At 49.0% G+C, this 14,115-nt stretch carries 11 protein-coding genes; 9 read left to right on the top strand and 2 right to left on the bottom strand.

Annotation, left to right across the window (positions count from 1 at the left end; all coding sequences use genetic code 11):
- Positions 1 to 4 precede the first annotated feature (4 nt).
- From GH663_RS11225 to GH663_RS11185, 9 genes are all read left to right on the top strand, one after another.
- A complete protein-coding gene (locus tag GH663_RS11225; RefSeq protein ID WP_153131836.1) occupies positions 5 to 1,375 on the top strand; it encodes a putative O-glycosylation ligase, exosortase A system-associated in 1,371 nt (456 codons plus the stop codon).
- Entirely contained in the window at positions 1,369 to 2,931 is a 1,563-nt protein-coding gene (gene xrtA / locus GH663_RS11220) for an exosortase A (RefSeq protein WP_153131835.1), read from the top strand. Before GH663_RS11225 ends, xrtA begins: the two co-directional genes overlap by 7 nt.
- A gap of 15 nt (positions 2,932 to 2,946) precedes the next feature.
- A complete protein-coding gene (locus GH663_RS11215) occupies positions 2,947 to 4,176 on the top strand; it encodes a glycosyltransferase family 4 protein (RefSeq protein ID WP_153131834.1) in 1,230 nt (409 codons plus the stop codon).
- Between the two features lie 9 nt (positions 4,177 to 4,185).
- Positions 4,186 to 5,598 (top strand): glycosyltransferase, encoded by a 1,413-nt coding sequence (locus tag GH663_RS11210; protein ID WP_153131832.1) that lies wholly within the window; start codon positions 4,186 to 4,188, stop codon positions 5,596 to 5,598.
- Positions 5,598 to 6,428 carry an AAC(3) family N-acetyltransferase gene (locus GH663_RS11205; RefSeq protein WP_153131830.1) on the top strand — a complete coding sequence of 277 codons (831 nt, stop codon included), beginning with the start codon at positions 5,598 to 5,600 and terminating at the stop codon, positions 6,426 to 6,428. Before GH663_RS11210 ends, GH663_RS11205 begins: the two co-directional genes overlap by 1 nt.
- Before the next feature lie 32 nt (positions 6,429 to 6,460).
- Entirely contained in the window at positions 6,461 to 7,645 is a 1,185-nt protein-coding gene (locus GH663_RS11200) for a glycoside hydrolase family protein (RefSeq protein WP_153131828.1), read from the top strand.
- 1 nt (position 7,646) lies between these two features.
- Positions 7,647 to 8,813, top strand: a complete 1,167-nt coding sequence (locus GH663_RS11195) for a glycosyltransferase family 4 protein (RefSeq protein ID WP_170291404.1) — start codon at positions 7,647 to 7,649, stop codon at positions 8,811 to 8,813.
- A 10-nt stretch (positions 8,814 to 8,823) separates the two neighbouring features.
- Positions 8,824 to 10,056 carry a glycosyltransferase family 4 protein gene (locus GH663_RS11190; RefSeq protein ID WP_153131825.1) on the top strand — a complete coding sequence of 411 codons (1,233 nt, stop codon included), beginning with the start codon at positions 8,824 to 8,826 and terminating at the stop codon, positions 10,054 to 10,056.
- Between the two features lie 98 nt (positions 10,057 to 10,154).
- Entirely contained in the window at positions 10,155 to 11,561 is a 1,407-nt protein-coding gene (locus tag GH663_RS11185) for an oligosaccharide flippase family protein (RefSeq protein ID WP_170291403.1), read from the top strand.
- Between the two features lie 26 nt (positions 11,562 to 11,587).
- Here the strand turns inward: GH663_RS11185 and GH663_RS11180 are convergent, their stop codons facing one another.
- Together GH663_RS11180 and GH663_RS11175 are read right to left on the bottom strand one after the other, a co-directional pair.
- Positions 11,588 to 12,331, bottom strand: a complete 744-nt coding sequence (locus GH663_RS11180; protein ID WP_153131821.1) for a tetratricopeptide repeat protein — start codon at positions 12,329 to 12,331, stop codon at positions 11,588 to 11,590.
- 20 nt (positions 12,332 to 12,351) lie between these two features.
- On the bottom strand, positions 12,352 to 14,061 hold the full coding sequence (locus GH663_RS11175) for an asparagine synthetase B family protein (RefSeq protein WP_246181564.1): 1,710 nt from the start codon (positions 14,059 to 14,061) through the stop codon (positions 12,352 to 12,354).
- Positions 14,062 to 14,115 lie beyond the last annotated feature (54 nt).

The following is a 14,115-nucleotide window of genomic DNA, read 5'->3' as shown; positions in this document are numbered from 1 at the left end:
GATAATGCGTGACATCGCGATTGTGATGCTCTTTGCCAGTGGGGCCGTCATGGCGCTCCGACGGCCATATATCGCCGCGTTGCTTTGGGTCTGGGTTGGCTTGATGAATCCTCACCGGCTGGGATGGGGATTTGCATATTCCCTTCCCCTGGCAATGATTGCAGCAGGGACGCTGTTTTTTTCGATGCTCATCAACCCAGCACAGGTTCGCTGGACAATGCGCTTTCCCGTTCCACTTCTCCTGACCTTTGTTGGCTGGATGGGGATTACAACCGCATTGGCGGTCTTTCCAGACGAAAGCTTCGAGAAATACATATTTGTCCTCAAGGTTCTTTTAATGCTGCTCCCTGTCGCCGCGGTAATACATACCCGTGAGGAAATTCTGGGATTCATCGTAGTTGTAACCGGTTCACTGGCATTCTTTGGTATCAAAGGTGGGATTTTTACCGCTCTTACGGGAGGAGGATCCCGCGTATGGGGGCCGCCGGCCAGCGTCATTGAGGGGAACAATGAATTGGCGGTTGCCCTGATCATTACCGTGCCACTCCTCTACTATTTGGCGACCCAATCGGCACTACTTCGCGGGCTACCGTTTATATCGAAGATTCCCGAGAAGTGGTCAAAGCGTTTCCTGTATAGCGCCATGTTCCTCTGTTTGCTGTCAGCCCTCGGCAGTCACTCCCGTGGAGCCCTACTGGCCATGATCGCCATGGGCAGCGTTCTCTGGTGGCGAAGCAAATCCAAACTGGCATTATTTGTCGTTGCCATGATCGTCGGCGTAATGGCGGTGGCGTTCATGCCAGAAGAGTGGACATCACGCATGAATACCATTCAGACCTACGAGGAAGACGACTCCGCGCAGGGGCGAATAAACGCCTGGACAATGGCGGTGAATATCGCCAACGGAAATCCAACTGGCGCCGGATTCGTCACCGACTCTCCGATCATTTATCAGAAATACGCCCCCAATCCGAATTTCGTGATTGTTGCCCACAGCATCTACTTTCAGGTTCTTGGCGAGCATGGCTATATCGGGTTGTTCTTATACCTTGCCTTTTGGGCGGCAACCTATTCCCTCGCCGGCAGGCTTTCAAGGCTATCAGCCGGACATGAGCAACTCGAATGGGCTCACACCCTCGCCTCCATGACCAAGGTCAGCTTGATTGGCTTTTGTGTGGGAGGCGCCTTCCTGAGTCTGGCCTACTGGGATATGCCGTATTACATTTTAGTCATACTGCTATGCACGGAACGTTGCGTCCAAGAGGCTTTAAACCAGAGTAGCAAGGTTGCGCCAAAGGCAAAGGAAATCATGCCCAAACAACGTCCATCAAACGCAATGTCGACACGACGCGGACAGGACGCTCCATTATGCTGATGGGAAACATGCGGTCAAACTCAACTCATCCGGAGAACAATCAAGGATCAACTTTGTCCAGGCAGTTCGCCTGGGTTGGCCTGTTCCTCGTCTGGGCAAGCGTTATTTTTGCACTACGCGAGCATGTTCTCCTGGTTGTCGAGTCTTGGGAAAAACTACCATCGCATGCTCATGGCTACGTTGTCTTGGCTGTAGTTGCCTATTTTTCCTGGAAAAAGCGTCATATCTTAAGGCGAGTTTCCTTCGCACCATCCTATGCTGGTATGGTGGTTTTCTTGTTGTCTGGCGCGGCAGCATATGTCGGCGAACTCGTCTCGGCAGCGGTAGTTGCGCAGTTTGCCGTCGTCTTCATGTTAATCGGATCAACCTGGGCCGTTCTTGGATATCAAGCATTCAGGAATCTCCTTGGTCCACTAAGCTTCCTTTTTTTTGCCATACCTTTCGGCCATGACATCCTGCCGATCTTGATGGACTGGACCGCAAATGCCACCGTAGCCGGGCTGCGTGCCAGTGGCATACCGGTGCTTCAACAAGACAGGCACTTTGTTATCCCTAGCGGCAGCTGGTCGGTCATTGAAGCATGTTCTGGGATTCGTTACCTCTTTACATCATTCTTCGTCGGGTCGATCTTTGCCTATCTGACTTATCAGCGCTGGTATAAACGCCTTGTCTTTATCGCGGCGATGGTTCTCCTTTCACTGTTTGCGAACTGGCTGCGCGCCTACGCCATTGTCTTGATTGCCCACCTAACGGACAATCAATGGGGCCTCGGTCTGTCGCATCTTGCATTTGGCTGGGTCATATTCGGCGTTGTCGTTATAACCGCATTCATGATCGGCGACCGCTGGCGTGACCCCTCTCCTGTCGGTGATGCAACGCCCCAAGTCAGACAGACCGCCCTTCCCCGCATCTTGGCTGCCGCACTAATAACATCAGCAATAGCATTCGGTTGGCGCCTCGGGGCTGACAACATGGTCAATCATGTATCAATTGAGCCATTACCGCTGCAACTTGATTTGTCCCAGTCACTGGGCAAACTTCCCACAGTTCAGCCTGGATTGGCAATGCTTGAACCATCTTTTATAGGTGCCACAGCAATTCATCAGGGCGATTATCTCTATGCGGGTGAGGTTGCAAGGATTTACCTCGCCTATTACCGCGATCAAAAGCAAGGCCAAGAGCTGGTCAATGTTAAAAGCCAAATTGAATCTTCAAAAACCTGGGAATGGCGAGGAAATAGAAAGCTTCACGCGATAAGCAGCCTGCTGCCTAGCCTGAAGACGGAAAAGTACACTCATGCTGACACGGTTGCGCTGGCCACAACCCTGTATTGGGTTGGCGGTTACTTAACGCAAAGCGAAGTCCGCTCAAAATTTTTTCAGGCATTTAATCTGCTGCGCGGCCAGGGTGACGACGGTGCAGCAATCGTGATATCGGTCTCTGCCCATACGGAAGAAGAGGCAAGCCCGGCCCTTGAGGCGTTGATTCGTGATCTATTACCAAGCCTTCTTAGCGATCTCGAGCAAACGATGCAGCAGACCAAGCGATTGAATTGAGCCGAGACTTACGCCATGAATACTGCCACTGCAAAGTCTTGTTTACTTGTCGCCAACATTTTTGCCCCGATACATGGCGGCTCGGCAAACGTGTATGGAAGCCTCTGCCGACTCTCGCCACCGCATACAATGGTTGCCCTTGCGGCTCGCCATAACTATGACCTGAACGAGCCCATCGCTGGCTGGGAGGAATATGACAAAGCTTGTTGCTATCCGGTTCATCGCCTTGAACTATTACGCCCCCCAATCCTGCCGCCACCTGCCAACAAACTGATTTCTGCTTGGCGTTTACTCAGCATAGACTTTCCGATTGCATGGCGTCTCGTCCAAAAGACCCTGCAACTGATCAAGCAATATAACGTCAGTGTGTTGTGCATCGGTGAACTAAACTCCTCTGCTTGGTTGGGTGAACTGTGCCGCCGCTTAACAGGTTGCCGTCTGATCTATTACATTCACGGCGAAGAGATCACGACGCGTTTCGATGCCGGATCCTTTGGCAATAAACGCTTCAAGTATTTAGCTCGGGCAGACGCCATAGTTGCTGTTAGCAGTTTTACAAAAAATGCCTTATTAGCATTAGGTTTGGCATCTAATCGGGTTCACCTGATCGAGAACGCCGTAGATACCACACGTTTCTCTCCAGGATGTATCGACCAATCCTTTGTCCAGCGTTGGAACCTTACCGGAAAACGCATCGTCGTCAGTATTGGAAGACTCATCCCTCGCAAAGGGTTTGATCAGACAATACGTGCCTGGCGTTCTGTCTTGGGCGAACATCCGGATGCCCACCTGCTGATCATCGGCGCCGGTCCCCAAAGAAAAGAACTGGAAGAACTGATCGTAGAATACGACTTACAACAAGCAGTCACTTTGACGGGCCCCTTATCCGAAAGTGACCTGATTTCAGCCTATCGCAGCGCCGAATTCTTCATCATGCCCAACCGGACCATGCCAGATGGTGATACAGAAGGCTTCGGGCTGGTCTTCCTGGAAGCCAATGCTTGCGGCCGTTCAGTAATTGGTGGTCGTGCAGGTGGGGCAGTAGAAGCAATAAAAGACGGTGAAACAGGCTTGCTGGTCGATGGAAACTCAGTTCACCAAATTTCTGATGCGATCAAACGCCTGCTCGACGATGACCAACTCCGAAAGCAAATGGGGCAAGCCGGACTCGCTCATGCCAGAGCAAATAGTTGGACCACTCGTGCCGCTCAATTCCATTCCCTTTGTAAAAGCCTGGCAACCTAATTCACTCTCATGCACAACGCCCCCCCACGAACCCTGCTGGTGATCGCCGGAGAATTTCCGCCACTGAAGACCATTGGCCGCATCAGGACCGTCAAGTTCGTCGAGCAACTTCGAGCTCACGGTTGGGAAGCCGTGGTCGTTACCCTATCGCCATCCGGCCAAGAGCCAAATTTCGATCCCAAACTACTTGATGAAATTGCCGAAGGCATGGACGTCATTCGACTTCCTCTCCCAGATATCGAAGCAAAAATTGCTGACTTTGCAAAACTGCTGCTAGGCCGGAAGAAAAATGTATCGTTTACCAAGGAGCCAACAACTCCTGCAAACTGCCCCCCTCAACAAATTTCAACCCCTTCGCCGCAGTCAAACCTGCTCGATTGGGCGCACGGGATTGTTCGCAAACTACTCAGAAACTTTGTTCACGTACCGGACAACTACCTGCCATGGGCGCGAGTAGCCACCGAAGAGTGCATCAAGATTTGCGCGGCACGCAAAATTGATGCGATATACACCACGCTTCCTCCATTTTCGAGCGCTTACGTCGGACATGACTTACGCCAGGCAACGGGCCTGCCTTGGATTGTGGACTACCGTGATCTTTGGTTTGGGGATGTCTTGCGAGAATGGCTGCCTGAGTGGAGAAAACGTCTCGAGCTAAGAATAGAAAAGCGGCTACTAAAGGCAGCAGACGTCATCGTTACCGTCTCTGAGCCGAAAACGGCTTATATGCAACGCCTCCACCCAGACCTCAAAGCCAGGTGGGAAACACTGACCAACGGGTACGACACAGATATTTACAGCAATCGCGAACGCACCCGTCAACTCGGGCAAGGAACGATTGAGTTCGTTTATACCGGCCGACTCTTCAAGAACAGGCGAGGCTATGCCTTTGCCGAGGCCTTGGGGCGAATCCATAAAACCGACCCAAGGCAAGTAGAAAATATCCGGGTCCGCATACTTGGTGGTGTAGAAGCAGATATCCGGGCACGCTACGACGAAATACTGACCCGCCACGGCATCGGCCACCTTTACGATTTTGCGGGAGACGTAAGTTACAGCGCTGCAATGGATGCGCAGATCAATTGTGACTACCTGTTATTGATTGTCGATACTGGTGAAACATCCGACGGGGTGATTCCCGGAAAACTGTTCGAATATGTCGCTGCTCGTCGCCCGATTTTCGCCTTGTGCGACCCCGGTGCAACTCAACAAATCATTGAGCGTGCTGGTCTGGGCAAGGCCGTTCCGGCAGAATCGATTGATGCCTGCGAGATCATGCTGCGTGAATGGCTGGCACGACCAGCACCGGAAAAAATGGAAGCCGATAACGACTACCTGAGTCAGTTCGACCGCCGCGAAATTACCCGACGTTTGGCTGCCCTGCTTGACGAAGTTGTCGCCAGTCATACTCAAGGCTGCTGATGATTACCCGACTAAAACACCTGACCAAGGATCTTCTAACAAAAACCATCTGGGCTTATGGTCCGGATGAGCTTGTCCGTCAAATTCGAAAGTGTGGAATCGAACCGGGAGCCACCTTGGTCGTTCACTCGTCATGGCATCAGCACAATGGATTTCGCGACAAGCCTGCAGATCTGATCAAGGCATTAAAAACTGCGGTGGGTAATAATGGCCTGCTGGTTATGACTTCAATGCCGTATCACAACATGAGTTCGGCGGAATGGTTGGCAAAAGGTAAACCGATGAATGTTCGCCGCAGCCCATCAATGATGGGCTTGGTCTCAGAGGTGTTTCGCCGTTCAGAAGGGGTCCACCGCAGCCTTAGTGCGACACACCCTTTGCTGGCTTGGGGAAAGGATGCGCAAGATTTTATTTCTGGCCATCAGCATACTGACCGCCCGTTTGGCCGCCAATCTCCATTTGCCGAACTACTTGAGCGGAACGCCTTAATCCTCGGCTTCGATGCCCCCTTCTCCACATTCACCTTCACCCATTTTGTTGAAGACCACCTAGCAGATAGCTTGCCGACTCCGCTGTATGAACCCGAACTGCTCGCTGGCAAGGTAGTCGACTATGACGGCAACGAAAGCACACAATGGCTACGTGTAATTTCCCCATTGGCCAATAAACAACGCCGTGAGGAACGACTCATCGCGCAACTAGAGAGTAGCCAGGTATTGCACAGAGGGCGCATCGGCAATACCGCCCTGGTCTGGATACGCACTCAAGCATTGCTAACAGGCGCTCAGAAACTTGCCAGTGAGGGCGCCCATTTCTTTGACCGCCCTTGAATGGTCAACTCATTCACTTCCAAGGAAAGCGTATGGGAATCGCTGAAACCATCCACCTGAAACGACTCGTCCTGAAAGATAGGCTTGGGCTCGGGCTAACCTCCCCCACCGACAATCGAATCCACCTCGATGCAGCCATCGCTTGGTTGAAGCATGCACAGGATGTCACGGGCAATAACGGTGTCGCTCAGACCTATCTGGTTCGCTATCAACGCTGGGCCCCTTCGTACCCGGAAACAACTGGCTACATCATCCCTACCTTCTATCGCTATGCGGCGCTTTCCGGCGACGATGATGCCCGGGCCCGTGCACGCAAGATGGCTGATTGGGAAATCGAGATTCAGCACTCAAGCGGAGGCGTTTTGGCCGGCGCACTAGGCGACTCCGATCAGCCAACTATTTTCAATACCGGACAGGTTATCTTTGGCTGGGTACGCGCATTTGAAGAAGAAGGTGATGAGCGTTATCGCCAGGCTGCGATAAGAGCTGCCGATTGGTTAATCGAAGTCATGGATGACGATGGATGCTGGCGAAAATTTGGCTCCCCGATGACCGGCAAGCAGATCAACACCTACAACACCCGCTCTGCTTGGAGCCTGGCACGCGTATTCGATATTACCGGTGATCACCACTATCTCAACGCTGCTCTCAAAAATGCCGATTGGGCCATGAGTCAGCGCAATGAACTCGGCTGGCTGGCCGAGAACTGCCTTCAGGACAGTACCCAACCCTTCACCCACACCATTGCTTACGCGATGCGCGGGCTGCTCGAAATTGGCATAGCTGCCGAACGGGAAGACCTGATTGTCGCCGCGCGTACTATCGGCGACGCGATGCTGGCAGCACTGCCCCCCGATGGCAAACTCCCAGGACGCTTCAACAAGAACTGGCAACCGACAGTTACCTGGTCCTGCCTTACGGGAGACTGCCAACTCGGCATTAATTGGGGGCGCCTATTCAAAACGACCGGTGACCACAAATATCGGGAAGCCGCCTCAAAAGTTCTAGGCTTCGTCAAAAAAACCCAACAACTAGTTGGGCCAAACAACGACACCGTCGGTGGAATTAAGGGATCTCACCCCATCAACGGCGGCTATCACCCGTGGCAATACCCAAACTGGGCAACAAAGTTTTATGCTGACGCATTGATGATGGATATCGCGAACTCAAGCCAAACCCGTTATGGCTTGACCGCTCATCCAGATAGAAATGACTGAAATGGCAAAAGACGAACCGGGAAAAGTACTTCTATATCTTCCCTGGGAGTTCGATATGCTGGGCGGGGTGGACGTTGTTGTCGAACGTCTATGGCGCGGGATGGAAAGCCGCTTCCCCGGTATGGCAAGCATTGGTATTCAAGACTGGATACACCGAGGAGAAAGAACTGACGAGCAAGGCAGGAAATTTCTACATTTGAATCTGCCAGCCCCCCCATCAGCTCATGGTCGCCTCCCCTTCAGATATATCGTCACCTTGCTGCGTCGCCTCATTAGCGCACAACATGACTTGCGAATACACAATATCACTACGGTCAACGTTCATTTCCCGACATTAAATGCTTATCCACTGGCTTTGCTTAAATATTTTGGCCTGTGGCGCGGAAAAATTGTTTTGTCATTTCACGGATCTGATGTATCCGCTATCGTTAGGAATAGCCCCCGTTGGAAAACCATTGCAAATCAAACAGACAAAATTACAGCTTGCTCAGCAGCTTTGGCTAAACGTATCGACGACCTTGAGTTGTTCCAACATAGCGTACAAGTGGTTCATAACGGTATAGATTGCAAAGAATTCCTAGCCCATGACGACAACTGCAATATGGCTGACAAAACGCCTTATATTTTAAATGTAGGTAACTATGTCTCCCACAAAGGACAGGATATTCTCCTTAAAGCCTTCGCCATGCTTTCTTCAAAACATCAAAAATTTAATCTTATTTTTGCTGGAGGCACGAGCAGCGGAGAATGGCTAATCCATTTAAAAGCTACAGCAGAACAACTGAACATCTCTAATAGAGTTTTTTTTCTGGAAAATCAACCTCAGAGTGCCATAGCTTCGCTCATGCGACATTCGAGTTGTTTGGCCCACACCGCCCATAATGAGGCATTTGGTTTGGTATTGATTGAAGCAGGTGTATGTGGCACAGCCATTATTGCTTCTCGCGTTGGCGGAATTCCAGAAATCATCACATCCCAAGAGTTTGGATTGCTCTTTGACGACAATGACATTAATGGGCTATCGAGGGCAATTGAACATGTACTGGATCATCCTGAGGAGGCAAAAATTCGAGCCCTGAGATTTCGAGAAAGGGTTAATTGCAAATTTTCAGCTGAAAAAATGGTTTCAGATTTTTATCAGCTAACGAAAAAAACAAACACCGTTTAAATATAAGCGTATGGGCTCATCCAAAAAATCAATCATTCTACTTTCACCACATGTGCCAGCGATTGCAGGTCATGGTGCCTCGATGAGGGTTGGCTCACACTTAGAAATTCTATCTCGATATTATAGAGTTCACTTACATATCCTAATTCACGAGGGGGGACGCCCCACCAAAATCGATGAAAATTTCATAAAAACCCACACCGTATCTTTTCACGAATGGAAAATTGCTCATACAAAAACACCAGACTCCCTTCTCACAGGCATCCTAGATGCAATAAAACCTTACCCACGCCTAATCAGGGAATATCCAACTAATCTTGGAAACGAAATTTACCATTGCATTCCAAATTGTGAAAATATAGCAAGGATTCATTGCTATCGACTTGGCCTATCAGCAATTGGGGAGCGCATTGCAAAAAAAATCGGTCTACCATTAAGTCAGTTAGTCATAGATTTAGATGATTACGAATCAGAAAGTGCAATACGCACACTGAAACAGCAGCAAAATATACAAGGCCGATTGCTAACCACATTTTCAAGAATTGATACTCTAAAGATAGGGCATTACGAAAAATATGCAGCCAGCAAATTTGGCACGCTGTTCTTATGCTCAGAAACGGACAGAAAAAAATTTACAGCCAATAATATCGGCGCAAAAGTCCACGTGGTTCCCAATGGGTATCGTATCCCAGAAAAAAAACTCCCCTCCAGCCCTGAAGGCAATAAAACAATTTTATTTGTTGGCTCCCTTAACTACCAAGCCAATATTGATGCAATAGAATATTTTGTAAGAACTGTGTGGTCTATCTATTTGTGGAAATCTGGTTACAAAATGACTATCGCTGGGCGAGAGGCACCAGACTCATTACGTAAGCTATGCCAAAGCTATGAAATCAACCTCATTACAGACCCCCCGGAAATAGAGCCTTTATATCGTGACTCAGCATTATTAGTTGTTCCTATCCGGATTGGTGGAGGAACACGAATTAAAATACTTGAGGCTTTTGGCTATGGCCGCCCAGTAGTGGCCACACGGATTGGCGCAGAAGGAATTGAAGTTGAAGATGGCGTTCATTTGCTACTGGCTGATGAACCTCAAGCTATTGCTGAGGCTTGCATACGAATTTTAAACCACCCCGAGGTAGCCGAAAAACTAACCAATGCCGGACGGCAACTTGTAGAGAAATCATACTCAATGAAAATGATTGAAAATGCAATAAATTTAGGATACGAGGGATTATGATTTAGCAAAACAAAAAACCATAGCATGCCAGACAAAAATTAAATATATTACCAACAATACGATCACACACAAATCAATCAACACATCAAAAACAATCCGTGTCCATTAAAATAGCATTACTCCATTCATTCATAGAAAAATATGTAACGCTTTGTTTACAGCTAATTACCACCGCCATTGTCTCGCGACTAATAACCCCTCAAGAATTTGGAATATTTGCACTCGCACTTAGCATCACGATGCTAGTCCAAGTGTTTAGAGACTTAGGCGTTGGGCAATATTTGGTCCAAGAGCGTAATTTAACCAATGACCGGATGCGAGCGGCCTTAACAATTTTGTTTGCCTCATCAATAATTTTGGCATCTATTGTATTTTTTACACGGAATATATTAGCCTCATATTACTCGAATGAAGACTTAGCCAACTTACTCCTCATAATTGCCCCAAATTTTCTCGCAATGCCTCTTGGTGCATTGGCATTGGCAAAATTCAAACGTGACATGCAATTTAACAAAGTAGCCTTTGTTGGCGTTGCCTCCGCGCTATCGACTGCCATCGTCACGATACTTCTTGCACTTAATAATTTTTCATACTTTAGTTTAGCTTGGGGAATGCTAGCAGGGTCTGTTGCAACAGTAATATCTTGCTTTGCTCTCCGACCAGAAGGACTCCCACTCACACCTGGACTACGAGAAATTCGGCATGTTATTTCTTATTCTGCATTAGCCACTTTCAACGGATTGCTAGAAACCTTGGAGGATCGGCTAAGCGCATTACTTCTTGGAAAGTTTAGCGACTTTAATAACATTGGGCTTTATGAAAGAGGTAGTACATTAGCTCAGATATTTCAGCGAGTAATAATGCAGGGCGTTTGGGGCGTGGCAATGCCTGCCTTCGCAAAAATCTCTCGCGATGGATCTGGCACATCTGGCCTTTATGCCAGAGCAGTTGGTATGGTTTGTGTTGTTGGTCTGATATTTTTTGCTTGGGTTATTATCTACGCAGACACCATAGTGAAAATTTTGCTCGGCGACAATTGGTCTGAGGCTACCCTGATTGTTCAATTAATTGCCTTCGGAGGCATATTCAGCCTGCCAAACTATCTTTCTGGGAGCCTCCTAATAGCGACCGGACAGATCAAGCTCCAAACATTAGTCACCACAGTGCTGCGTGGTTCGTCCATGCTAGCAATAGCAATTGGGGTCTCCAATGGCGCAAAAGGCGTTGCAATATGCTTAATAATATCCTCCTTGCTCTCGAACCTATGGCTACTTTGGCGGCTTAAAGATTATTGCGCTCTTTATCAGGTCTTATACGAAGTACGAAGAGCTCTGTTAATATGCATCCCCGCTCTTTTTATCGCCATTATCCTACGCAGCAATTATGAGAAAAACATTCTCTTAGACGGAGTTGGGTTCGTGCTTAGTCTAATCACTTGGGCTGCCTGCATATACTGGACAAAGCCTCCTCTCTGGGAAGAAATTATCGGCCGAAACCGCCAGTAAATAAAATCTTCGACAAAATCTGCGGGTTAATTATCTTTTGAAGAGGTTGGATCACCCGCCCCCACATGAGCATCACTACGATGCGGTGGGGGTATGTTTATTTTGTATCCAGATTTTTCAATTTTTTGCCTCAACGATGGGAAACTCACACCCGAGCCATAAGCTCGCTGAGCGTAATCGACCGCTTTTTCCCAGTTTTTCATATCCGCATACAGCAACCCAAGATTGTACTGAAAATAACGGTTATCTTCCCACTGCGGCTCTGCCAGCAGATATTGTTCGAGAGCCTCTTTAAATTTTCCATTTTGGTGCAGATGAATAGCGTATGCAAAACGAACATTTTTATCGTTTTCTTTAAACCGTATGGCCCGATCAAAAAAGCAGTAGGCAGATAACCTTGGCGTATAAATTGTCGCTGTATTTTGAGGCAACTTTCCACCAGCCATCTTTTCCAGTCGGGAAATAGAAACCAAAGCCTCTGTGTGATTTGGGAACATCCGGAGTGTATAGTGAATCTCAGCCGTCAACTGATCGATAGAATATCGCTTTCTATTTAAACTTCTAACATCTGAGTTGAAATGGACATTTTCAACTCGCTTTATCCGCCCCATCGGGTCAGCTCCGGTAGAAGCTGAACTTGATGGGTCAGAGTAATCCCAAGGCCCAATATCGCCGTAGTTTTTCAACTCGCCACAGTCCTCGACAGCGGAATAGGATGGGATACTCACGGATGCAAGCACCAGAAAGGTAAGTGAAAAGAGTTTGGACATGGGGGACCTCGTTATTGGCTTTAACTGCTATTTCTACCAGAGCACTTTTCATCACGCCCGCGTAACCATTGTTCAAGCATGATAGCAATCCAAATCATCTCTCCATAATAGCCAGGGTGTTCGCGCAAATGCATGAATATCTGATCGACAAACTCTGACTTAAATATCTTTCGCTCAGCTAAGGCACGAACAGAGCTTTCCGCCAAATCTCTTAGCTCGCTGTTCTGGGTGACCCAAACACCGAATGGAAGACCAAACCCTTGCTTTTTCTTGGTAAGAATCTCATCGGGGAGAAAACCGCGTAAGGCCTCCTTGAAGAACCAGCGAAGCTTCAAACCTTTCAATTTATATTCGGTGGGAAGGCGCATCGAGAAGGCAAGCAAATCCGTATCAAGCATGGGAAAGCCAACGTCAATGCCGGCCAGCATTGTCGTACCAACGACTTTAGGAAGATCGCATTCAGCCAGGGTGTATCGCCAGTCAAACGCTAATTCCTTATTTGTGCGCGCTGCTGAACTTGTCTCTACCCAGACCTCTCTCTGCTGCGCGACAGGCTCTGCCAGATCAATCCCTTCCAGGAAGCCTGCGGTAAACACATCATGAACGCCAAAACGGAATAGGAGGTTGTAGGTCTGCGTCCGATCCGGTAGCGGCACCTTCGCTTGGCGAATATAACTCGCGCCTTTTCTCAACAGAGGCAGTTTCCCTAACGGCGACCCGAGCAGCAGGGGCTCAAGCAAAGTCTGGCGCAGTGCCGATGGCAGCTGATCATAGAAACCGAATACTTTTTGCTTGGCATAACGCGTATTGCCGCCGAACAGTTCATCACCACCATCGCCGGCAAGTATGCGCGTAACCCCATCCTCCTGAGCCATTTTTGCGCAGTAATAGGCCGGCAAAGCTGATGAGTTACCGAAGGGTTGGTCGTAGAAGCGCGCGACATCGGGAATACTTCGTACGAGATCTGCCGGTGTCACGTAGTACTCGTGGTGGTCGGTATGAAAATGGCGGGCAGCTATGCGGGCATACTCCATTTCATCGTAACCTTCGGCATCAAAGCCGATTGAATAGGTGGCAGCAGCTTGCCCCGAGACCTGCCCGATCATTCCCGCTACGGTGGAGCTATCTGTTCCGCCACTGAGAAAGCAGGCCGGTTTGCTCCCATCCAATTGGCGACGCACGCCCTCTGCCAATAGATGCCTGAACTCAGTACGAAGCTGGTCAAATGAAACCTTTTTTTCCTCCTGGAAATCAGGTGTCCAATAACGTCCGAGTTTTAGCTGACCGTTCTCAAAAATGGCGTAATGCCCCGGTGGTAAGCGATAGACATTTTTGAAGATGGTTCTAGGAGAAGGAATAACGTGAAAATATAGATAGTCGAAGATGGCTTGAGCATCGATTTCTGTATGAGCATCAGCCAACTCATCTGCTCTGGAGGCAAAATGAATCCGCTCGCCCGCCACCCGGTAACACAGGCTGCGTACAGCGAAACGGTCGACCGCAAGTATGGTGCGACCATTGGAGTCAGTGAGGCCAACGGCAAAATCTCCAGCAACATCCTTCACTCCGCTGGCGCCATCTGTCGCAAAGAGCTTTTCCCAAGCAGCCAAATTCCCTTCTGTGCGAGCAAGACCGGCCAACTCGCCTGTGGAAAATTGGGGACGACCTGTTAATAGTGCATTTTTATCAGTGCTCACTGGAAGTAATTCCTTGGCAATTATTGGCATCATGCATTCAGACTCCCTGCTGAGAAACCTTCTCACCCATCTGGATCATCTTCATGC

It is taken from the genome of Dechloromonas hortensis (assembly GCF_009469765.1).
GTDB classification, from domain to species: domain Bacteria; phylum Pseudomonadota; class Gammaproteobacteria; order Burkholderiales; family Rhodocyclaceae; genus Azonexus; species Azonexus hortensis.
The sequence above is the reverse complement of the archived record's forward strand: the minus strand, read 5'-3'. Positions and strand labels throughout refer to the sequence as shown.